Origin of the sequence: Actinomadura vinacea (assembly GCF_039532545.1) — a bacterium.
GTDB classification, from domain to species: Bacteria; Actinomycetota; Actinomycetes; order Streptosporangiales; family Streptosporangiaceae; genus Spirillospora; species Spirillospora vinacea.
This window is the reverse complement of record NZ_BAAARW010000006.1, coordinates 147890-171041: the sequence shown is the minus strand read 5'-3', so window position 1 is coordinate 171041 and position 23152 is coordinate 147890. Positions and strand designations below refer to the sequence as shown.

At 74.5% G+C, this 23152-nt stretch carries 8 protein-coding genes and 1 pseudogene; 3 read left to right on the top strand and 6 right to left on the bottom strand.

Going from position 1 to position 23152, the window contains the following annotated elements; all coding sequences use genetic code 11:
* Positions 1-2 precede the first annotated feature (2 nt).
* The 3 genes from ABD340_RS09355 to ABD340_RS09345 form a co-directional block, all read right to left on the bottom strand.
* Positions 3-788: an ABC transporter ATP-binding protein gene (locus ABD340_RS09355; protein ID WP_344588589.1), complete on the bottom strand. Its 786-nt coding sequence runs from the start codon at positions 786-788 to the stop codon at positions 3-5.
* A gap of 85 nt (positions 789-873) precedes the next feature.
* Positions 874-1941: a FecCD family ABC transporter permease gene (locus ABD340_RS09350; protein ID WP_344588257.1), complete on the bottom strand. Its 1068-nt coding sequence runs from the start codon at positions 1939-1941 to the stop codon at positions 874-876.
* A gap of 76 nt (positions 1942-2017) precedes the next feature.
* Positions 2018-3121: a FecCD family ABC transporter permease gene (locus ABD340_RS09345; RefSeq protein ID WP_344588256.1), complete on the bottom strand. Its 1104-nt coding sequence runs from the start codon at positions 3119-3121 to the stop codon at positions 2018-2020.
* Positions 3122-3304: 183 nt separating this feature from the next.
* Between ABD340_RS09345 and ABD340_RS09340 the strand changes: the two genes are divergently transcribed.
* The 3 genes and pseudogenes from ABD340_RS09340 to ABD340_RS09330 all read left to right on the top strand — a co-directional run bounded on the left by ABD340_RS09340 (position 3305) and on the right by ABD340_RS09330 (position 18840).
* Positions 3305-4330 carry an iron-siderophore ABC transporter substrate-binding protein gene (locus tag ABD340_RS09340; protein ID WP_344588255.1) on the top strand — a complete coding sequence of 342 codons (1026 nt, stop codon included), beginning with the start codon at positions 3305-3307 and terminating at the stop codon, positions 4328-4330.
* A gap of 90 nt (positions 4331-4420) precedes the next feature.
* Positions 4421-18619 (top strand): annotated as a pseudogene (locus ABD340_RS09335) (amino acid adenylation domain-containing protein); the annotation flags it as partial.
* Positions 18619-18840, top strand: coding sequence for an MbtH family protein (locus ABD340_RS09330; RefSeq protein ID WP_344588253.1), 222 nt, complete (start codon positions 18619-18621; stop codon positions 18838-18840). The pseudogene ABD340_RS09335 and the gene ABD340_RS09330, both read left to right, overlap by 1 nt.
* A gap of 68 nt (positions 18841-18908) precedes the next feature.
* On the opposite strand, the gene ABD340_RS09325 is transcribed toward ABD340_RS09330, so the two are convergent.
* From ABD340_RS09325 to ABD340_RS09315, 3 genes are read right to left on the bottom strand one after another with little or no spacing between them, the layout of a single operon-like run.
* Positions 18909-20705: an ABC transporter ATP-binding protein gene (locus ABD340_RS09325; protein WP_344588252.1), complete on the bottom strand. Its 1797-nt coding sequence runs from the start codon at positions 20703-20705 to the stop codon at positions 18909-18911.
* Positions 20706-20717: 12 nt separating this feature from the next.
* Positions 20718-22394 carry an ABC transporter transmembrane domain-containing protein gene (locus ABD340_RS09320; RefSeq protein WP_344588251.1) on the bottom strand — a complete coding sequence of 559 codons (1677 nt, stop codon included), beginning with the start codon at positions 22392-22394 and terminating at the stop codon, positions 20718-20720.
* Complete coding sequence (locus tag ABD340_RS09315; protein WP_344588250.1) at positions 22381-23139, bottom strand: (2Fe-2S)-binding protein; 759 nt, start codon at positions 23137-23139, stop codon at positions 22381-22383. The genes ABD340_RS09320 and ABD340_RS09315 overlap by 14 nt, the downstream gene beginning before the upstream one ends.
* Positions 23140-23152 lie beyond the last annotated feature (13 nt).

Genomic DNA, 23152 nt, shown 5'->3' with positions numbered 1-23152 from the left:
GCTCACTCGCCGGAGTGGTGGCGTCCCATCGGGATGACCAGAGGGGTGCCGGCGACCGGGTCGGCGGTGATCTGGCAGCGCAGCCCGAAGACCTCCTCCACCAGGTCCGCGTCGACCACCTCGCCGGGCGGTCCCTCGGCCACGATCGCACCGGACTTCATCACGACGACGTGGTCGGCGTACCGGCACGCCTGGTTCAGGTCGTGCAGCACCATGACCACCGTGCGGCCCTCGCTCCGGTTCAGATCGACGACCAGGTCGAGCACGTCGATCTGGTGGGCCAGGTCCAGGTACGTGGTCGGCTCGTCCAGCAGCAGGATCGGGGTGCCCTGGGCCACGGCCATGGCGATCCAGGCCCGCTGCCGCTGCCCGCCGGACAGTTCGTCGACCGGGCGGTCCGCGTGCTCCAGCATCCCCGTCGCGCGCAGCGCCGCGGCCACCGCGTCGTGGTCGGCGGAGGACCACTGCCGCCACCAGGTCTGGTAGGGGGCGCGGCCCTGGCCGACCAGGTCGACGACCGTCAGCCCTTCGGGGGCGACCGGCGCCTGCGGCAGGATGCCCAGCCGCCGCGCGACCTGTTTGGTCGGCATGGAGTGGATGGCGCGGCCGTCGAGGTGGACGGCGCCGCCGCGCGGCGGCAGCAGCCGGGCCAGCGCGCGCAGGAGGGTGGACTTGCCGCACGCGTTGGCGCCGATGATGGCGCTGATCCGCCCGGGCGGGACGACCAGGTCGAGGTCCTCGACCACCACGCGGTCTTCGTACGCCAGCCGCAGCCCGCTCGCCCGCAGGTCCGGTTCGGGCCCGGCGGCGGCGTCGGCCGGGGCGGGGGTGTGGGGGGACTGCGTGTCGGTGGACGAGGTGGATGTCACGGGTTCAGCCTCCAGAGCCGATGCGGCTGGCACGGGCGAGCAGCCAGAGCAGGAACGGCGCGCCGAGCACGCCGGTGACGACGCCGACCGGCAGTTCCAGGTCGGCGAACAGCCGCTGCGCGATCAGGTCGCAGCCGAGGACGATGAGCGCGCCGGTGAGCGCGGACGCGGTCAGCGGCGGCCGGGGGGTGCCGGCGAGCCGGAGCGCGATCTGCGGGGCGGCCAGCGCCACGAACGCGATCGGCCCGGCCCCGGCGGTGGCGAACGCGACCAGGCCGACGGCCGTGCCCAGCAGCGCCGGCCGTGCCCGCTGCACCGGGACGCCCAGCCCGCCCGCCACCTGGTCGCCGAGCTGGAGCGCGCGCAGCCAGGGACTGAGCAGGAGCGCGAGCGGCACCAGCACGGCCAGCGCGAAGGCGAGCGGGCGAACGCTCTCCCAGCCCCGGCCGTTCAGGTTGCCGACGAGCCAGCCCACGGCCTGGTGCGCCTCCCAGACCTTCGCCCTGACGATGAGGTACTGCGTGGCGCTGGCGCACAGCCAGTTCACGCCGATGCCGACGAGGACGATGCGGAACCCGGTCGTGCCGCGGTTCCAGGCGAGCAGGTAGATGAGCAGGGCGGTGAGCATCGCGCCGGCCAGTCCCAGCGCCTGGGTGCCCAGGCCCGCCCCGATTCCCAGCACGAGCCCGCCGACCACGGCCGTGCCCGCCCCCTGGGTGATGCCGATCATGTCCGGGCTGGCCAGCGGGTTGCGGGTCAGGGTCTGGAAGATCGCACCGGACAGGCCGAAGGCGGCGCCCGCCAGCAGGCCGATCAGTGCCCGCGGCAGCCGCAGTTCCTGGACGATGAGGCGGGTCCCCGCGTCGCCCGCGCCCCACAGCGCGGGCACCACCTCCGTGATGCCGAGCGGGTAGTCGCCGGAGCCCAGGCCCACGCACAGGACGAGGAAGGCCGCGGCGGCCAGCGCCAGGCACGTCACCAGCAACCGGGGCCGCACGACCCCCGCCACCGGCGGCCACTTGAGCCGTACGGCGGTGCGCCCGGCGACCCGGGTGACTTCGATGACGCTCATGTGCGGGCTCCACGAGTGCTCGGCGCGGTGTCCATGTTCCCCGTCCCATCCTGGGCTGGCGCGGTGTCCTGGTCGTTCACAGCTCGGCGAGACGGCGGCGGCGGACCAGCGCGATGAAGAACGGCGCGCCGAGGAACGCCGCCACGATGCCGGCGTCGATCTCCTCCGGGCGGGCCACGACCCGTCCGGCGATGTCGGCGGCCAGCAGCAGGCAGGGCGCCAGCAGCGCGGCCAGCGGCAGCAGCCACCGCTGGTCCGGCCCGCTGACCGCGCGCACGGCGTGCGGGACCACCAGCCCGACGAAGACGATCGGGCCCGCGACCGCCACGGCGGCGCCGGTCAGCAGCGTCACCGCGACGACCCCCTGCAGTCGGATCAACCGCAGCCGCCGCCCCAGCGACGCCGCCACGTCGTCCCCGAGGGCGAGGTTGTTCAGCGCGGGTGCGAGGCTCAGCGCCAGCACCGCGCCGACCGCCAGGAACGGCAGCACCTGCATGATGGTCGTGCTGTTCTGCCCGGCCAGCGATCCGGACGCCCAGAAGCGGTACCGGTTGAGCACCTGCGGGTCGATCAGCGAGACCCCGCGGGTCACCGACTCCAGCAGGAATGTGACGGCGATCCCGGCGAGCGCGAGTTTGACCGGCGTCTGCCCGCCCCGGCCGAGCCCGCCGAGCACGTAGACCGCGACGGTGGCGACCAGCGCCCCGGCGAAGGCGAACCAGACGTAGCCGTACAGCGACGTCATGCCCGCCACCCCGACCGCCAGCATCAGCGCGAAGGCGGCGCCCGCGCTGACGCCCAGCAGCCCCGGGTCGGCCAGCGGGTTGCGGGTCAGCGCCTGCATGACCGCGCCGCCGAGCCCCAGCGCGGCTCCGGCGAGCAGGCCGAGCACGGTGCGCGGCACGCGCGCGTCCCAGACGATGGTGCCGATCTCGGTGTCGCGCGGTCCGGTGAGCGCCCGCAGCACCTGGTCGAGGGGGATCTGCCGGCTGCCCACCGCGATCGACAGCAGGCACAGGAGACCGAGCAGTCCGAGCGCCCCGGCCAGCAGCGCGGGCCGTCCCACCTGAAAGCGCCCCGCCTTGAGGCGGCCCGCCGGAAGCCCGGAGCGGGGCCGGTCGCCGGGCGGAGCGGTCAGATCGGCCGCCGCCGGGGCGGGCGGCCGGGTCTTTTCCGTCACGTTGATCACAACCTGTTGGGGGGTGGCACCGACCACGGTTTATATCGACTTTAGGTGAGGCATACCTTATACAACCCAATATCCTTGTGCTTAGGTAAGCCTTACCTTAGTATCGCGGCGACGCCGGTGCGCGGAGTTTCGCCGTGTCCGGCGCCCCCAACACACGACTCCGAAGGGGAGCCGATGTCCCCCACATCGCATTCGCCGGCCGGCGCCAGGAAGATCACCTTGATGCTGGCGGCCGTGCTGCTCCTGACCCTTGGCCTCGCCTCCTGCGGGAGCGGCGAGGACGCGGACTCGGGCGGCGGCCAGGCCGGGTCCGGCGCCGGCTTCCCGGTCCGCATCGAGCACAAGTACGGGACCGCCGAGATCAAGTCCTCCCCCAAGCGGGTGGTGACCGTCGGGATGACCGACCAGGACGCCGTGCTGGCGCTGGGCGTCAAGCCCGTGGGCGTCGTCGAGTTCCCCGGGATGGGCCTGGCCGTCGACAAGTTCCCCTGGAGCACGGCGAAGTGGGGCGGCACCCCGCCCACCGTCGTCGGGCAGCGCGATGACTACAAGCTCGAGAAGATCGCTGCGCTGAAGCCCGACCTGATCATCGGCCTCTACACGGGCATGAAGAAGGAGCAGTACGACACGCTCTCCAAGCTCGCGCCCACCGTCGCACCGCCCGCCCAGTACGGCGACTACGCGATGCCCTGGAAGGACATCACCCTGGTCACCGGGAAGGCGCTCGGCAAGGAGGCGCAGGCCAAGGAGCTCGTCGCCGCGGTCGACCGCCGCTTCGCCGACGCGCGGACGAAGAACCCGGGGCTCGCCGGGAAGACCTTCGCCGTCGCCGATCCGTTCAAGCCCGGCCAGTACGCCGTGTTCGGGCCGACCGACCCGAAGGTGGAGTTCGTCAAGGGGCTGGGCCTGACAGTCCCGGACGCGATCGCCAAGGCCGCCGGGAAGGAACAGGCGACCGTGATCGGTTCCGAGCGGCTCGACCTCGTCGACGTCGACCGCCTGGTCTTCCTGAGCTCCCTGCCGGACGTCCAGAAGATGGTCGGGGGCGACAAGGTGTACGCCGGGCTGAAGGTGGCCAAGGAGAACCGCGCCGTGTTCGTCCCCTACAACCCGACCGGCGCCGCGGTCTCCTTCGGCACCGTGCTGAGCATCCCCTTCGCCATCGACCAGATGGTGCCGCTTCTCAACAACGCACGCTGACGCCGGGCACCCGGGCCGACCGGGTCGGGACACCCACCGACCCGGTCGGAGGAGCGAGCATGCGTATTCGGCCGTGTCGGAGGTGCGGTTGTGACCCAGGAAATCTCTGCTGAACAGGGCGTCGGGCTGTCCCCGGAGGAGCGCCACCGGATCCTCGTCGAGTGGAACGACACCGAGTGCCCGGTGGCACCGGCGACGCTGCCCGAGATGTTCGAGGCGCGGGTCCGCGAGAAGCCGGACGCGGTGGCACTGGTCTTCGGTGACACCGAACTGACCTACGCCGAGCTGAACGCGCGGGCGAACCGGCTGGCGCACGCCCTGATCGAGCGCGGCGTCGGGCCGGAGCGGGTCGTGGCGCTGGCGCTGCCGCGCTCGCCGGAGATGATCGTCGCCGAGCTGGCCGTGCTCAAAGCGGGCGGTGCGTACCTCCCGCTCGACACCGACCATCCCGCCGAACGTCTCGCCTTCATGCTGGACGACGCGAGACCGGTCTGCGTCGTCACCGCCGGCGCGCCGGCGGAGGCGGTGCCGGACGTCGCGGAGACCCCGCGCCTGGTGCTCGACGATCCGTCCACCGCCGCCGACATCGCCGCCCGCCCCGGCACCGCGCCCCAGAGCACGCTCGACGTGCGCAACGCGGCGTACGTGATCTACACCTCCGGGTCCACGGGACGTCCCAAGGGCGTCGTGGTCACCCACTCCGGGGTCGCGAAGCTGGTCGCCACCCAGAGCGAGCGGCTCGGGGTCGGGCCGCACAGCAGGGTCCTCCAGTTCGCCTCGCCCAGTTTCGACGTCGCCTTCTGGGACCTGTGCCTGGGGCTGCTCTCGGGGGGACGCCTGGTGATCGTCCCTTCGGAGCGCCGGGTGCCGGGCCCCGAGCTCTCCGAGTACGCCCACGCGCACGACGTCAACTTCATGATCCTGCCGCCGGCGCTGCTCGCCACGATGCCGGAGGACTGCACGCTCCCGGCGGACGCCACGCTGCTGGCCGGGACCGAGCGGGTGCCGGCGGAGCTGGTCGCCCGCTGGTCGCCGGGGCGGCGCATGTTCAACGCCTACGGGCCGACCGAGGCCACGGTCAACTCGACGCTGGGCGAGTGCCCGGACGACCCGCCGCCGGGATCGACGGTGCCGATCGGGGGCCCGGACCCGGGCACCCGCGCCTACGTGCTGAACGACGCACTCCGTCCCGTCCCCCCGGGAGTGACGGGAGAGCTGTACCTCGGCGGGTCCGGACTGGCCCGCGGCTACCTCAACCGGCCCGGGCTGACCGCGGAGCGATTCGTGGCCGACCCGTTCGGGGCCCCCGGTGAACGGCTATACCGCACCGGAGACCTGGTGCGCTGGCGGTCGGATTCCTCTGGGGGGAGCCTGGAGTTCGTCGGGCGCGCCGACGACCAGGTGAAGATCCGGGGCTTCCGGGTCGAGCCCGGCGAGATCGAGGCGGTGCTCGGCGGGCACCCGTCCATCGCCCAGACGGCGGTCACGGTGCGCGAGGACCGGCCCGGCGACCGGCGCCTGGTCGCCTACGTCGTCCCCGCCGCGGGATCCGGCGCGGACCGCGACGAGGACCGCGAGCAGGACCAGGTCGACGAGTGGAAGCGGCTGCACGAGCTCCTCTACAGCGCCGTGCAGTCCGAGGAAGGCGGTCTGAAGGAGAGCTTCACCGGCTGGAACAGCACCTACGACGGCCGGCCGATCCCGCTGGAGGAGATGCGGGAGTGGCGGGACGCGACGGTCGAGCAGATCAAGTCCCTGCGGCCGCGCCGGGTGCTGGAGCTCGGCGTCGGCAGCGGCCTGATCATGTCCCGGGTCGCCCCGGACTGCGAGGCCTACTGGGGCACCGACCTGTCCGAGGAGGCGATCGGCGCCCTGCGGGACCAGGTGGGCACGATCCCCGGACTGGCCGACCGGGTGGAGCTGCGGGCCCAGCCCGCGCACGACTTCGACGGACTTCCCCGTGCGTACTTCGACACGGTGGTCGTCAACTCGGTGGTGCAGTACTTCCCCAGCGCCGACTACCTCGTCCAGGTGCTGCGGTCGGCCATGGACGTGCTCGCCCCGGGCGGCAGCGTGTTCGTCGGAGACGTGCGCAACCTGCGGTCGCTGCGGTCCCTGCGAGCGGCCGTCGAGGTGTGCCGCGCCGCGCGGAACCCCGCCGGGTCCGGGCTCGGTGAGATCGCCCCGGCCGACCTGCCGGAGCTGCGCGCGGCGGCCGAGCAGGCGATCCGCTGGGAGGGCGAGCTGCTGCTCGCCCCCGACTTCTTCTCCGCCCTGGCGCGCACCGTAGACGACGTTCACGGAGTGGACGTGCGCGTCAAACGCGCCCGGCACCACAACGAGCTGAGCCGGCACCGTTACGACGTGGTGCTCCGAACCCGGCCGGAGGGCGCGACGGACACCGGGCCGGCGGCGGTGCAGAACCTGCGCTGGGGCACGGACGTCGCCGATCTGGCGGCGCTGGGGGGACGCTTGTCCGAGCAGCCACCGCTGCTGCGGGTCGGCGGCGTGCCCAACGCCCGCCTGACCCCGGATCTGGACGCGCTGCGGGCCCTGTGGCCCGACGACCCTTCCCACTCCCCCGCCCCCGGATCCGAAGGGATCGACCCGGAGACCTTCTGGACCCTCGGCGAGGAGTTCGGCTGCACGGTGGCCGCGACGTTGTCGAGCGGCCGGACGGACGGGGCCGTCGACGTGGTGTTCGCCCGCCCCGGCGTGGACCCCGGCGAGATCTACCAGTCGGAGGACGCCTCCGCGGCACCTGCGGCGTACGCCAATACGCCGTCGGGCTTCCGGGACGTCAGCGCCCTGATGCAATCGTTGCGCTCCTACCTGCGGAGCAGGCTGCCCGGCTACATGGTGCCCGCGGCGTTCGTGCCGCTCGGCGCGCTTCCGGTGCTGCCCAGCGGCAAGCTCGACCGCGAGGCCCTGCCCGCGCCCGACTACGCGGCCCTCGCCTCGTCCCGCCGTTCGCAGGCGACCGGCGCCGCCCGCACGACCAGCGCCGCCACCGGGCTCAGCGACGCCGAGCGCCGAGCCCGCGAGGAGATCCTGAGCGGCGTGTACGCCGAGGTCCTCGGGCTTCCGGAGGTCGGCGCCGACGACGACTTCATCGAGCTGGGCGGAGACAGCATCCTGGCGATCCAGGTGCTCATCCGGGCCCGTGCGGCCGGCCTGCGGCTCTCCGCCGGGGACGTCTTCCGGAACCGCACCGTCGCCGGTCTCGCCCTCGCGGCCTCGGCCGCGGAGCAGACGGCCGAGTCCGCCTCCGCGCGGGACGACGCGGAGCCGCTGGTGCCGCTCTCCCAGGAGGACGCCGACCGGCTCACGCGCCTTGCGGGAGACCTCCCCGAGGTGCTTCCGCTCGCCCCGCTCCAGGAGGGCTTCTTCTTCCACACGCTCGTCGACGAGCCGTCCGGCAACGTCTACGTGGTGCAGCACGTCCTCGAGCTGAGCGGACCCGTGGACGGAACGGCGCTGCGCCGGGCGGCGCAGACCGTGCTCGACCGTCATGCCCCGCTTCGCGCCGGGTTCGCCCGGCTGGACGACGGGCGCGTGGTCCAGTTCGTCCCCGGTGGCCCGACCGCCCTGCCCTGGCGGGAGATCGACCTCAGCGGCCTCGACGAGGACGAACGGGCGGCGCGCGCCGCGGCCGTGGTGGCCGAGGAGCAGACCCGGGGCTTCGACCTCGAACGTCCGCCGCTCCTGCGCTGCACGCTCGTGCGGCACGGCGAGGAGCGCCACGAGCTGGTGATGATGTTCCACCACATCGTGGCGGACGGCTGGTCGGTGCAGGTCATGCTTCGCGAGCTGCTGGAGTTCTACGAACCTTCCGGCACGCGGGACGAAGAACCGCGCGTGCAGGCCACGGCAGCCCCCTACCGGAAGTACCTCACGTGGCTGGCGGGACGCGACCGCGAGGCGGCACTGGCCGCCTGGCGGACGGCGCTCGACGATCTGGAGAGGCCGACCCGGCTCACCGAGGCGCTGCCGCCCCCGCGGGGCGCGGACGCGCCGCCCGCGGAGGGCCGGCACCGGGCCGACGTCCGCCTCGAGCTGTCCGAGCGGGCCACCGCCGAGCTCGCCGCCTGCGCCCGGCGGCACGGGCTGACGCTCGGCACCCTGGTCCAAGGCGCGTGGGGGTTCCTCCTCGGCCGGATGACCGGCAGCGGCGACGTGGTGTTCGGCACCGCCGTCTCCGGCCGGGTCGCCGACGTGGACGGCATCGAGTCGATGGTCGGCATGTTCGTCAACACGCTGCCGGTGCGGATGAGCTGGCGGCCGGGGCAGTCGCTCGCCGCCGCGCTGACCCGCCTGCAGGAGGAGCAGTCGGCGCTGCTCGACCACCAGTACCTCGGGCTGGTCCGGATCCAGCGGCTCGCCGGGACGGGCGACCTTTTCGACACCCTGATCGTGCTGGAGAACTACCCCGAGGAGCAGGACCTGCGCGATCCCTCGGGGACCGTCGAGATCACCGGCATCGACTTCACCAACGTCGAGCAGTACCCGCTCGCCCTGATCGTGCTCCCGGGCGACAGGCTCGCGCTGCGGATCGACCACGACCTCGCCAGAATCGACGCCGCCACCGCCGCGCGGATCGCCGAGCGCCTGGTCGGGGTGCTGGAGGCGGTGGCCGCCGATCCCGAGCGCCCGGTCGCGCGGGTCGAGCCGCCGGCGGCGGACGAGCGGGCCCGTGCCGCGCTCGCGGCGGAGCCGCTGGACCCGGTCGCGCCCACGCTCGACGCGGCGATCGCGGCGCAGGCCGCCAGAACCCCGGAGGCGACGGCCGTCACCGGCGACGGGCCGGTGCCTGACCTGACCTACGCCGAACTGGACCGCCGGGCGCACGCCCTCGCGCGACGCCTCCGGGCCCGCGGGACGCGGCCGGGCGACATCGTGGCGGTCGCCGTCCCCCGCTCGGTGGACATGGTCGTCGCACTGCTCGGAACGCTGAAGGCGGGGGCCGCCTATCTCCCCCTCGACGTGGACCTGCCGATGAAGCGGCTGGCGTACATGCTCCGCGACTCGGGCACTCGCACCGTCGTCACCACCCGGGAGGCCGCCGAGCGGATGCCGGGCTCCGACGGCGTGGCCCTCTTCCTCGATGACGAAGAGACCCCAGGGGACGCACCGGACGACGACCCGCTGGAGCCCCGGGCCGGAACCGCCGGGCCGGACCATCCCGCGTACCTCATTTACACCTCGGGGTCGACGGGCCTTCCCAAGGGCGTGCTCGTGCCCCACCGCGCCATCGTCAGGCAGCTCACGTGGCTGCGGGAGCGGTTCCCGCTCGGGGTGGACGACCGTGTGCTGCACCACCTGTCGGCCGGCTTCGACGCCTCGCTGATGGAGCTGTTCTGGCCGCTGTGCACCGGCGCCGGGATCGTGCCCGCCCGCCCGGGCGGCCAGCGGGACCCCGCCCATCTTCTGAGCCGTATCCGGGAGCACCGGGTCACCACGCTGGCGATGGTGCCGTCGATGCTGGCGGCGTTCCTCCAGTCCGCGCAGGATGCGGGCGATCTTGAGTGCGTCCGGAACCTGCGCCGGGCCTTCAGCGGCGGTGAGGCGCTGACCGGCGAGTTCGCCGGGCACTGGGGCGAGCTGACCGGCGTCCCGCTGTACAACGTGTACGGGCCGACCGAGACGACGATCCAGGTGGCCCACTGGGAGTACGACGGCGCCGAGGGTGCCGAGGGCGCCGAGGGCGCCGCGTCGGTGCCGATCGGCCGGCCGGTCGCGGGCACCCGCCTGTACGTCCTGGACGGGTCCCTGCGACCGGTGCCCACCGGTGCGGCGGGCGAACTCTACGTCGCGGGCGTGCAGCTCGCCCACGGCTACCACGGACGGGCCGGGCTGTCGGCCGAGCGGTTCGTCGCCGACCCGTTCGGCGCACCCGGGGAGCGCATGTACCGCACCGGCGACCTGGTGCGCCGATCCGTACGGGACGAGGCCGGCGGCGGCCGCGTCGAGTACCTCACCTACGTCGCGCGGGTCGACCGGCAGGTCAAGGTCCGCGGCAACCGGATCGAGCTGGGAGAGATCGAGGCCTGGATCGCCGCGGAGCCGGGCGTCCGGCGGGCCGCGGTGATCGACCGGCACGGCGGGCCGGGCGGCACCCGGCTGGTCGCCTACGCGGTGCCCGCGCCGGGTACCGTCCTGGACGCCGAGAAGCTGCGGGCATCCCTGGCGAAGACGCTGCCGGACCCGATGGTCCCGGCCGAGGTCGTCGTGCTCGACGAGCTTCCGCTGACGCTGAGCGGCAAGATCGATCGCGCGGCGCTGCCCGCGCCGGCGGCGGAGCGCGCGGCGGCGCGGGCGCCGCGGACCGAGCTCGAGCGGCTGTTCTGCCAGATCTTCGCCGAGGTGCTGGAGACCGACGAGGTCGGGATCGACGACGACTTCTTCACGCTGGGCGGCGACAGCATCCTGACGATCGTGGTCTCCGGCCGGGCGCACCGGGCAGGGCTGGCGATCGGCCCGCAGGACGTGTTCGAGCACCCCACCCCGGCCGCCCTGGCCGCCGCCGCGGGCGAGTCCGCGGCGGCGGACGCGAACGCGGCCGGGTCCGGCGGCGCCGCTCCCCTCGTCTCGCTGACGGCGGAGGAGCGCGATCAGGTGTCGCGGCTGAGCCCGCTGCCGGTCGAGGAGGTGTGGCCGCTCTCGCCGCTGCAGGAGGGGCTGTTCTTCCACTCCAGCTACGACACCGACGCATTCGACGTCTACACCGCTCAGGTCGCCTTCGACTTCAGCCGGGGCGTCGACGCCGACCGGATGCGCGCCGCGTGCGCGGCGGTGCTGGGCCGCCACACCGCGCTGCGCGCCGGGTTCACCGGCGACGGGCTCCGGCAGCCCGTGCAGTTCATCGGCACCGATCCCGAACCGCCGCTGGAGGAGATCGACCTGTGCGGGCTGGACGCGGACCGGCGGGAGGAGGCCGTCGAGCGCATCCTGGAGGACGACCGCAGGCGGCGGTTCGACCTGGCCCGGCCGCCGCTGTTCCGGCTGCTGCTGATCCGGCTCGGCGACACCGACCGGCTCGTGTGCACCCACCACCTGATCCTGTGGGACGGATGGTCCGCGTGGCTGTTCTTCGAACAGCTCATCGCCCTCTACGAGCGCCGCGGCAACGCCTCCGAACTGCCCCCGCCCGGCTCGTACCGCGACTACCTGGCCTGGCTGGACCGGCAGGACTCGGAGCGGGCGGCGGCGGCGTGGCAGGAGGCGCTGGCGGGCCTGGCGGAGCCGACCCTGGTGGGCCCGGTGGACCGGGCCCTGGAGCCCGTCATCCCGGACCGCTGCAAGGGCGAGCTGCCGGTGCCGCTCACGGAGCGGCTGTACGAGGCGGTGCGCCGCCACGGCCTGACGCTCAACACCGTGTTCAGCGCGGCGTGGGCGCTGGTGCTGTCCAACGCCACCGGCCGCGGGGACGTGGTGTTCGGCACCGCGGTGGCCGGGCGGCCGGGGGACGTTCCCCAGGTGGAGAGCGTCATCGGGATGTTCCTGAACACCGTTCCCGTCCGCGTCGCCCTGGACCCGCGCGAACCCGTCCCGGATCTGCTGCGGCGGGTCCAGCGCGAGCGGGTCGCGCTCATGCCGCACGACTACCTGGGCCTGGGCGACATCCAGCAGGCGGCCGGGCACGCCCGGCTCTTCGACACCCTCTACGTGCTGCAGAACCTCGGCGACGAGGACGACATGGCCGAGCTGCAGCGCGAGCACGGCATCACCGAGGCCGAGGGCCTGGACGCCACGCACTACCCGATCACCTTCGTCGTGACGCCGGGAACGCCGGTGCGGATGAAGCTGGACCACCGTCCCGACGTGATCGGCCGTGCGCTCGCCGAGTCCCTGCTGCGGCGCTTCACGACCCTGGTCGAACGGCTCGTGGACGGGCTGGAGGGCGGGTCGGACGCCGTGGGCGGGCTGGACCCGCTGGAGCCCGAGGACTGGGAGGCGCTGGCGGCCGACTGGGACGTCACCCGCCGGCCGGTGCCCGACGAGACCGTCTCGGAGATGCTCGCGGCCCAGGCCGCGCGCAGCCCGCACGAGGTGGCCGTCGTCGCGAAGGAGGAGACGCTCACCTACGCCGAGCTCGACGCCCGCGTCAACCGGCTGGCGCGGCTGCTCCTCGCGCACGGCGCCGGGCCCGAGCGGGTGGTGGCGCTGGCGCTGCCGCGGTCGGCCGACATGGTCGCGGCGCTGTTCGCGGTGCTGCGCACCGGCGCGGCGTACCTGCCGCTGGAGCTGGACCTTCCGGCCGAGCGGCTGGCGCACATGCTGGCCGACGCCGGTCCGGTGGCCGTCCTGACGACGACCGGCGCCGCCGCGTCCGTGCCGCCCGGCGACGTGCCCGGCGGCGTGCCCTCCGCCGAGCGCCTCGCGCTGGACGACCCGGCGGTCGCCGGCGCGCTCGAGGCGCTGTCCGGCGACGAGATCACCGACGCCGAGCGGCCCGGCTTCGAGCGCGACCGCACCGGCCGCCTGGAGCACCCGGCGTACATCATCTACACCTCCGGTTCGACCGGCCGCCCGAAGGGCGTGGTCACGCCCTACCGCGGGCTGACCAACATGCAGCTGAACCACCGCGAAGCGATCTTCGATCCGGCGATCCGGTCCGCCGCCGGGCGGCGGCTGCGGATCGCGCACACGGTCTCGTTCGCCTTCGACATGTCGTGGGAGGAGCTCCTCTGGCTGGTCGAGGGCCACGAGGTGCACGTCTGCGACGAGGAGCTGAGGCGTGACGCCGAGGCGCTGGTGGCGTACTGCGACCGGCACCGGGTGGACGTCGTCAACGTCACCCCGACGTACGCGCACCACCTGATCGAGGAAGGCCTCCTCGACCACGACCCGGGCGAAGGCTACGGCACCGGGCGGCACCGGCCCGCGCTCGTCCTGCTGGGCGGTGAGGCGGTCACCGAGACGGTCTGGGCGCGGCTCCGGGACACCGACGGCACGTTCGGCTACAACCTGTACGGCCCGACCGAGTACACGATCAACACGCTGGGCGGCGGGACCCTCGACAGCGACACCCCGACCGTGGGCCGTCCGATCTGGAACACCCGCGCGTACGTGCTGGACGCGGCGCTGCGCCCGGTACCGGACGGGGCGCCCGGCGAGCTCTACATCGCGGGCATCGGCCTGGCCCGCGGCTACCACCGGCGCGCCGGGCTGACCGCGGAGCGGTTCGTGGCCGACCCGTTCGGCGCGCCCGGCGACCGGATGTACCGTACCGGCGACCTCGTGCGCCGCCGCCCCGACGGCAACCTCGACTTCCTGGGCCGCGCGGACGACCAGGTGAAGATCCGCGGCTACCGGGTGGAGCCGGCCGAGATCGAGGCCGTACTGGACGAGCACACCGGCGTCGCGCACGCCGCCGTCATCGCCGACGCGTCGGGGCCGGGCGGGGTCAAGCGCCTCGTCGGCTATGTCGTCCCGGAGGTGTGGCCGCCGGACGGCGAAGAGTTCGACACGGAGGCGTTCACGGCCGCGCTGCGCGCGCACCTCAAGGTACGGCTCCCGGACTACATGGTCCCGGCGGCGCTGATGCCGGTGGAGCGGCTGCCGCTGACCGTCAACGGCAAGCTCGACGTCAAGGCGCTCCCCGCGCCGGCCGTCACCGCCGCCGCGGCGAGCCGCCCGCCGCGCACGCCCGCGGAGGAGGTCCTGTGCGGGCTGTTCGCCGAGCTGCTCGGGCTGGTCCGGGTCGGCATCGACGACGGCTTCTTCGATCTGGGCGGCCACTCGCTGCTGGCCACCCGGCTGATCGGCCGCGCCCGCACCGCGCTCGGTGCCGAGCTGGCGATCCGCGACCTGTTCGAGGCCCCCACCGTCGCCGAGCTGGCGGAACGCGCCGCCGCCGCGACCGCGGGCGGGCGTCCGGACCTGCTGCCGGTCGCGCGGCCGGCCGAGCCGCCGCTTTCGTTCGCCCAGCAGCGGCTCTGGATGATCGAGCAGCTGGCCCCCTCGAGCGCGTACAACTTCCCGCTGGTCATGCGGGTGCGCGGCGCGCTGGACGGGGACGCGTTCGAAGCGGCGCTGACCGACGTCATGGCGCGGCACGAGGCGCTGCGCACCCTGATCGTGGAGCGTGAGGGCCGCCCGTTCCAGCGGGTCGTCCCGGCCGCGGAGGCACGCCCCGAGGTGCGGGTGGTCGAGGCCGCCCCGTCTGACTCGCAGGGGCGGCTCGACGCCGTACTGGCCACCGCCCTCGGCCAGCGGTTCGAGCTGTCGGCCGAACCGCCGCTGCGCGCCATGATCGTGCGGCTGGACGAGAACGAGCATGTGGTGGCGCTCCTGCTGCACCACATCACCACCGACGAGTGGTCGGACGGCCCGTTCCTGCGCGACCTGTCCACCGCCTACGCGGCGCGCGTCGGCGGGCGGGCTCCCGAATGGGACCCGCTGCCGGTCCAGTACGTCGACTACACGCTCTGGCAGCGGCGGTTGCTCGGTGACCGCTCCGAGCCCGGCAGCCTCGCCGCCCGCCAGCTCGCGTTCTGGCGCGAGACCCTGGACGGCGCGCCCGAACGGCTCGAACTGCCCACCGACCGGCCGCACCCAGCGCAGCCGAGCATGTCCGGGGGCGAGCTGACGGTCGAGCTGGACCCGGCGGACTGCGCGGCCCTGCGGCGGATCGCCCAGAGCAGCGGCGCGAGCATGTTCATGGTGTGCCACGCGGCGGTCGCCGCGCTGCTGCGGCGGCTCGGCGCCGGCGACGATCTCCCGCTCGGCGCGCCGATCTCCGGCCGCACCGACGGGGCGCTGGACGAGCTGGTCGGCTTCTTCGTCAACACGCTGGTGCTGCGCACCGACGTGTCCGGCGACCCGACGTTCGCCGAGCTGGTCGCGCGGGTCCGGGAGACCGACCTGGCCGCCTTCTCCCACCAGGACGTGCCGTTCGAGGCCGTGGTGGAGGAGCTGAACCCGGTCCGCTCCCCCGACCGCAACCCGCTGTTCCAGGTCATGGTCGGCTACCGCAACCGGTCCGGCGGCGGCTTCGAACTCGCCGGGCTCGAGGTGGGACCGGAGCCCGTGGAGGCGCGCACCGCCAAGTTCGACCTGGTGTTCAGCTTCGCCGAGGACGCCGCCACCGGGCGGATCGCGTGCGTGCTGGAGTACCGCTCCGACCTGTTCGACCGGCCGACGGTCGCGGCCCTCGGGGAACGGCTCTCCCGGCTCGTCGGCGCGGTCGCCGCCGATCCGGACCTGCGCGTCGGCGACATCGACGTGCTGACCGAGGACGAACGCGCACTGGTCATCGACGGCTTCAACCAGACCGACCGGGGCGTGGCCGAGGAGACCATCACCGGGATGTTCCGGCGGCACGCGGCCGAGCGTCCCGACGCGGTCGCCGTCGTGGACGGGGCGCGCACGGTCACCTACGCGGAGCTCGACGCGCTGTCGGATCGCATGGCGCGGCTGCTGTCGCGGTACGGCGTGCGGCGCGAGAGCGTGGTCGGCGTGGCCGTGCCGCGCTCGGTGGAGATGGTCGCGGTGATGCTCGGCGTGAGCAAGCTCGGCGCCGCGTTCCTGCCGCTCGACCTGGCCCATCCCGCCGACCGCCTCGCCTACATGCTCGGCGACTCGGCGGCGACCGCGGTCGTCGCCACCGAGCAGGTCGCGGGCAAGGTCCCCGAGGTCGACCGGGTCCGGCTGGTGGTGCTGGACGATCCGGACGTCGCCGCCGCGCTGGCCGAGACCGAACCGGGCGGGCGCTTCCCGCGGGTCGCCCTCGACCAGGCCGCGTACGTCATCTACACCTCCGGCTCGACCGGACGGCCCAAGGGCGTCGTCGTCCCGCACGAGGGCCTCGGCAGCCTGGTCGCCACCGCCGTCGACCGGATGGGGCTCACGCCGGACAGCCGCGTGCTGCAGTTCGCCTCCATCGGGTTCGACGTCACGATCTTCGAGCTGGCCATGGCGCTGTGCCACGGCGGCCGCCTGGTGCTGGTGCCCGACGAGGCCCGCGTGCCGGGCCCCGAGCTGACCGGCTTCATGAACGAGCAGGGCGTCACGCACGCGATCCTGCCGCCGTCGCTGGTCGCCGCGCTGCCCGCCGGGTGCGTCCCGCCCGCGGGCGCGACCGTGCTGGTCGGCACCGAGACCGTGCCGCCGGACGTGATCGCCCGGTGGGCCGGGCACCTGCGGCTGCTGGCGGCCTACGGGCTGACGGAGGCCACGGTGAACTCGACCCTGTGGCCCGCCGAGCCGGGATGGACGGGTGCCGTGCCCATCGGCGCCCCCGACCCCAACACCCGGGTCTACGTGCTCGACGAACGGCTGCGGCCGGTGCCGCCCGGCGTCGCCGGCGAGCTGTACGTCTCCGGGCGCGGGCTCGCTCGCGGCTACCTGGGACGGTCCGGCCTGACCGCGGAACGGTTCGTGGCGTGCCCGTTCGGGCCGCCCGGAGCCCGCATGTACCGGACCGGCGACCGCGCCCGCTGGCGCCCGGGCGGTACCGCCGGGAACCTGGACTTCCTCGGCCGGGCCGACGACCAGGTCAAGGTCCGCGGCTTCCGCATCGAGCCGGGCGAGATCGCCGGGGCGATGACCCGGCATCCCGGCGTCCGGCAGGCGGCCGTGGTCGCCGACCGGAGCGGCGCGGAGACCAGGCTGATCGGCTACGCGGTGGCCGAGCCCGGAGACGGGCCGCCCGACCCCGCCGAGGTGCGCGCCCACGTCGCCACCCTGGTCCCGGACTACATGGTCCCGGCCGCGGTGGTGGTGCTCGACGGGCCGCTGCCGCTCACGCCGAACGGCAAGCTCGACCGCCGTGCCCTGCCCGCCCCCGACCGGGCGTCCATGACCGGCTCCGTCCGGCCGGTCACCGAGCCGCAACGGGAGCTGGCCGCCCTGTTCGCCGAGGTCCTCGACCTGCCCGAGGTGGGCCTGCACGACAACTTCTTCCACCTGGGCGGCCACTCGATGTCGGCGATGCGGCTGCTGGGCCGGGTCCGCACGGTGCTGGACGCCGGGCTCGCCCTGCGCGACGTGTTCGACGCGCCCACGGTCGCGGCACTCGCCGAACGCCTGGACGTCGACGCCGCGTCCGACGGCAGACCTCGGCTCGTCGCCGCCGATCGGCCGGAGGTCCTGCCGCTCGCACCGTCCCAGGAGTGGCATTGGACCCGCTACCAGCAGGGCACGGGCCGGGCGTACAACCTGGCGTACGCGCTGCGCTCACGCGACCTGGACGCCGACGCGCTCGCCGCCGCGCTCGCCGACATCGCGGAACGCCACGAGCCGTTGCGCACGCGCTTCAGCGGCAGGCGGCAGGAGCCCGCCGAGCTGGCACTGGAGCATCTCCAGGTGGCGGAACTGGAGGAAGGGCTGCGGGAGCTACCCCGTGAACCGGCCGATCTGACCGAGCACCCGCCGCTGCGGGCCTGCCTGCTCACCGACCCTGGCGGCGCGCAGGCGGTCCTGCTGATGCTGCACCACATCGGCGTGGACGAATGGTCCATCGTGCCGCTGATCCGCGACTTCACGACCGCCTACACGGCCCGGCGCCGCGGGCAGGAGCCGCAGTGGCGACCGCTCCCGGTCTCCTACGCCGACTACACGCTCTGGGCGCGGTCCGTGGCCGACACCGTCGAGGAAACGCAGCTCTCCTACTGGCGCGAGGCGCTGGACGGAATGCCGGACCGGATCGCGCTGCCCTACGACCGGCCACCGTCCGCGAAGCAACGCCCCCAGGGTGATTTCGTGTCGTTCTGGCTCGACGCCGAGCTCCACCAGGCGATCGACACGCTCGCGGCGCGGACCGGGACGACGATGTTCATGGTGCTGCAGGCCGCACTGGCGACCCTGCTCACCAGGCACGGCGCCGGCCCCGACCTGCCGATCGCCTCTCTGGTCGCGGGCCGCGCCGAGGAGGAGCTCACCGACCTGGTCGGCTGCTTCTTCAACGTCGTCGTCCTGCGCACCGACACCGCCGGGGACCCCGGCTTCACCGAGCTGCTCGGCCGGGTACGGGAGGCCGACCTGGCCGCGTTCGACCGCCAGGACGTCCCGTTCGACCGGGTCACCGCATCGCTCGGCCTGGCCGCACCGCAGGTGATGCTGGTCCACCACGAGAGCGCACGGCTGGCCACGAGCCCGGATCTCGACACCGCGTTCGAGTACGTCCCGACCGGGGGCCTCACCGCCGACCTGGCGCTGAACTTCTTCATACCGCACGGCCACGAGCCCGTGGAGTGCGTCCTGGTGTACGACGCCGGGCTGTTCGACCGGACCACGGTCCGGCGCCTGACCGACGAACTGCTCGACATCCTGAGGAGGAACTGCTGATGAGCACCAACCCGTTCGAGGACCCCGAGGGCCGCTTCGTCGTCCTGGTCAACGACGAGGGGCAGCACTCGCTGTGGCCGGTGTTCGCCGAAGTCCCGGCGGGCTGGAACGTCGCCTTCGGCGAGGACTCCCGCGAGGCGTGCCTGGCGTACGTCGAGGAGAACTGGACCGACCTGCGCCCCCGGAGCCTCGCCGAGGCCATGGACGGTGCCACCGGCTGACCGGCCCGAGCGACCCGATCGGCCCGGCCCACCTGGGGGCCGGGCCGATCGGCGTGCGGGGGGGGTGCTCAGCGGTGACGGCCGTCCGACCAGGCCCGCCACAGCGCGGCGTACCGTCCTCCGGCCTCGACGAGTTCCCCGTGGGCGCCGATCTCGACCACGCGCCCGTCGTCGAGCACGACGATCCGGTCGGCGCTCGCCGCCTGGGTGAGCCGGTGCGCGACCACCAGGGCCGTCCGGCCCTCGACCGCGGCGGCCGCCGACGACTCCAGCGTCCGCGCCCCCGCGCTCCCGGCCTCGGCCGTGGCCTCGTCCAGGACGACCACGGGCGGATCGGCCAGCACGAGGCGGGCCAGGGCGAGCTGCTGCGCCTGCGCCGCGGTGAGCCGGTGCCCGCTCTCGCCGACCACCGTGTCCAGCCCCTCCGGCAGACCCCGGGCCCATTCCAGCGCGCCCACCCGGTCGAGCGCCGCGCGCAGCTCGTCGTCTGTCGCGTCCGGCCGGGCCAGCCGCAGGTCGCCGGCGAGCGGCCCGGCGAACACGTGCACCTCCTGGGTGACCAGCGCGACGGTGCGGCCCGTGGCGGCCGCGCCGAGCTCCGGCAGCCCGGCCCCGGCGACGGCGATCGTGCCGTCGCCGGGGCGGTGGATGCCCGCGATCAGCTTGGCCAGCGTCGTCTTGCCCGCCCCGCTCGCGCCGACCAGGGCCACCCTCTCCTGCGCCGCGATGTGGAGATCGATGTCATGCAGCACCGGATGGCCGGGCCGGTAGGAGTACCCGACGCCGCGGATCTCGACCGAGCCGCCGGCCGGTTCGGTGTGGTCCGGGGCCGAAGCCGGGGCCGGCTCGTCGGCGACGCCGACCAGCCGGGCCAGGCCCGCGGTGGCGCTCTGCGCGTCGTCGACCAGCCCCAGCGCGACGTTGATCGGAGTGAACAGGTTGTGGAAGTACAAGGCCGCGGCGCTGGCCGTGCCGATGCTCACGCTCCCGTTCCGGACGAGCACGAAGCCCGCCACCAGCACCGCCGACAGGCCGACGAACTCGGCGAGATTGAGGCGGGAGTAGAACCGCGTCACCAGCCCCACCCCGCGGAGCGCCAAGTCCACCGCCGCCCGGGACCGGGACCCGACCCGCTCGACGTGCTCGTCCTGCAGCCGGAACGCCCGCACCGTGGCGGCCCCGCCGACCGAGCCGAGCAGCTCCTGCTGCTGGGCGCCGACCGCGACCCGCTGGGCCGCGTACAGCGGAACGGCCCGGCGCACGTACCACCGCACGGTGTGCGCCTGGATGGGGACGGCCAGCAGCGCCACGAGCAGGAACCGCCAGTCGAGGATCGCCATCGCCACCAGGGTGAGCCCGATGGTGAGCAGCGACCGGGCCAGCGCGGGCACCGCTTCGCGCACCACCGTGGTGATCACTGACACGTCGTTGGTGACCCGCGAGGTCAGATCGCCCGAGCCCGCCCGCTCGACCCGTTCGAGCGGCAGCCGCAGCGCCCGCTCCACGAACCGCTCGCGCAGCGTCGCCAGCATGCTCTCGCCCGCGCGGGCGACCAGGCCGAGCCCGAACGCGGTCAGGACCCCCTGCGCCGCCGCGATCACCACCAGCCAGGCGGCCGGCGCGGTGAGCGCGGACGCCGGCCGGTCCGCGGCGACCAGGTCGATGACGTGGCCCAGCACCGGAGCGGTGAGCAGCCCGACCGCGGTGGCGGTGACCAGGGTCAGGAAGCCGGCCGCGACCGTGCGCCGGTGCGGGCGCGCCAGCTCGCGCACGGCGGCGCGGACGCGCGCCGCCGTGGCCGTCGGCAGGAGCTCGCGCTCGGCCCCGGCGCGTTCGCCGGCCGCCCGCTCTTCGGTGGTCGTCATCCCTCTCCTCTGCTACAGGACGGTCGCACGGTAGGCCGGGTACTCGTGGACGAGCTCGGCGTGGAAGCCCTCGGCGACCACGGCCCCGCCGTCCACCAGCGCCACCCGGTCGGCGGCGGCCAGCAACGCGGGGCTGGTCGTCACCACGATCGTGGTGCGCCCCGCGCGCAGCTCACGGACGCCCGCCGCGATCCGGGCCTCGGTGACCGCGTCGACCGCGGTGGTCGGGTCGTGCAGCACCAGTACCGGCGCGTCGGCCGCCAGCGCGCGAGCGAGGGCCACGCGCTGCCGCTGCCCGCCCGACAGGGACCGTCCGCGCTCGGTGAGCACGGTCGCGGTGCCGCGCGGCAGGTTGCGGGCGACCTCGTCCGCCGCCGCGGCGGCCAGCGCCGGCTCCGCCTCGCCTCCGCCGGCAGCGGCGGTGACGTTCTCCAGCAGGGTGCCCTCGAACAGGTCGGCGTCGTGTTCGGCGACCACGACCGCGCGGCGGATCCCGGCGGGATCGAGGGCCGACAGCGCTACCCCGTCCAGTTCCACCGCGCCCGATTCCGGATCGGCGGCCCGGCCCAGAAGGCGCAGCAGCGAGGTGGCGGCGGCCGGATCCGTCGTCACGACCCCCATCAGCTCGCCGGGCGCGACCTCGAGGCTCAGCCCGCGCAGCGCGTCACCGTGGGAGACATCACGCAGCCGCACCTCGCCCCGCACAGGCCGCGGCGGGCTCGCGTCCCCCTCGGCCACCGCGGGCGGCGCCCCGAGCGCGGAGGCCGCGCGTGCGGCCGACGCGCGTCCCTGTGCGAACTCGCCGTTCGCCCACGACAGGATCGACAGCGGCCCCAGCAGGAACTGCGCGAGCCCGACCGCGGTCACCAGCTGGCCGACGGTGATGTCCCCGGCGACGGCCAGCCGGCCGCCCACCAGCGCGACGATCGCGAGGAACACCCCGGTCAGGATCAGCATGCCGCCGTCGTGCCAGGCCTGCGCGCGGGCCGCCCGCACCGTCGCCGCCAGGGAGTCCCGGCTGGTGCGCCGGTACCGGTCGACCGCCGCGCCTTCGGCCCCGATGCCCTTGAGCACGCGCAGCCCGGCGATCAGGTCCGCGGCCACGCCCGACGCGTGCGCGGCGCGCTCCTGCTCGGCGCCGCTGCGCCGTTCGAGCGGTTTGCCGAGCACGTGCGCCAGGCCGAGCAGCGGCGGGATGCCCAGCAGCACGAGCAGCCCGAGCGGCACCGAGATGCTGAGCAGCGCGACACCGCCGGCCACCAGCCCCGCCAGCGCCGCGGCCCCGGCCGCCAGCGCCGCGTGCACGGCGCCGACGCGTTTGGCGTCGCCGGTCGCGATGTTCACCAGCTCGCCCGGCAGCCGCCCGGCCTCCGCGCCGCCGCGCGGATCGAGCGTCCGCCGGGTCAGCTCGAGCCGCAGCTCGTGCGCGGACCGCTCGGCCGCCCGTTCGGCGAGCCGGAAGCTGAACCGGAAGCTGAACGACAGCCCGGCGAAGACCGCGGCCAGCACGGCGATCCAGCGGGCCAGCGCGCCCGCGTCCGCGGTGGAGATGGCCTCGTCGATCACCACGCCGATCAGCACGGGCACCAGCGCCTCGCCCGACTGGTGCCCGGCGGCCAGCACGGCGCCGCCGGCCGCGAGCCGCCACTGTCCCAGAATCGTCCGCCGCAGCACGTCACGCCCGCGCACCGGCGCTCCTCTTCCCCGTCGCCTGGCCCGTCACGCAGCAGGTGGGGCACGCCTCGCTGCCCGGAAGCGTCACCCACAGGCAGCAGGTGCGGCGCCGCAGCGCGGGCAGTTCGACGAGGCCGGCCACCGGCTCGCCGACCGACTCCAGCAGCGTCCGCGCCGCCCCGCCCGGATCGTCGAGCACGTCGAAGGAGAGGAGCGGGTAGACGAGCGCTTCGGCCACCGACCCCCACAGCCCGCGCCGCCCGACCCGGGTGAGCGCGTGCAGGGCGTCGATCAACGGTGCGTGAACGTCGTGGACGAGCGTGTCGGCGATGACCGCGCCCACGTCCCCGGTGGCGGCGCGCAGCTCGCTCGTCCCGATCAGCATGCCGGCCTCCGCCGCCGGAACCGCGAGCATCGTGGTGCCGGCGGTCAGCACCGGCACCCTCCGGTTGAGCGCCCAGCCCATCGCGACCGGCAGCGCGGTCCAGTAGGAGAAGCTCTTCCACCACAGGGCGGCGGCGACGTGCGGCGGCGCCCCCCAGGTTCGCTCCGCCTCCGCGATCAGCACGCCGAGCCGGTCGTAGGGCGGGGCCACCAGCTCGGCCACGGAGACCCAGCCGTCCCCGGTGGCCCGCATGCCGGCCGCCACTCCCATCGGGCTGCCGTCGTCGGCGAGGGCGCGCAGCCACCCGAACAACGGCTCCAATGCCTCCTCGGCGGACCGCCCGGCGGTCACCACCCTGGCCTGCGTCGCGTTCACGGCCCCTCCGCGG

What these genes read in the sequence shown, in the direction of transcription:
- ABD340_RS09330 (WP_344588253.1), top strand. Translation starts at nt 18,619, where the DNA reads ATGAGCACCAACCCGTTCGAGGACCCCGAGGGCCGCTTCGTCGTCCTG.
- ABD340_RS09340 (WP_344588255.1), top strand. Translation starts at nt 3,305, where the DNA reads ATGTCCCCCACATCGCATTCGCCGGCCGGCGCCAGGAAGATCACCTTG.
- ABD340_RS09350 (WP_344588257.1), bottom strand. Translation starts at nt 1,941, where the DNA reads ATGAGCGTCATCGAAGTCACCCGGGTCGCCGGGCGCACCGCCGTACGG.
- ABD340_RS09325 (WP_344588252.1), bottom strand. Translation starts at nt 20,705, where the DNA reads ATGACGACCACCGAAGAGCGGGCGGCCGGCGAACGCGCCGGGGCCGAG.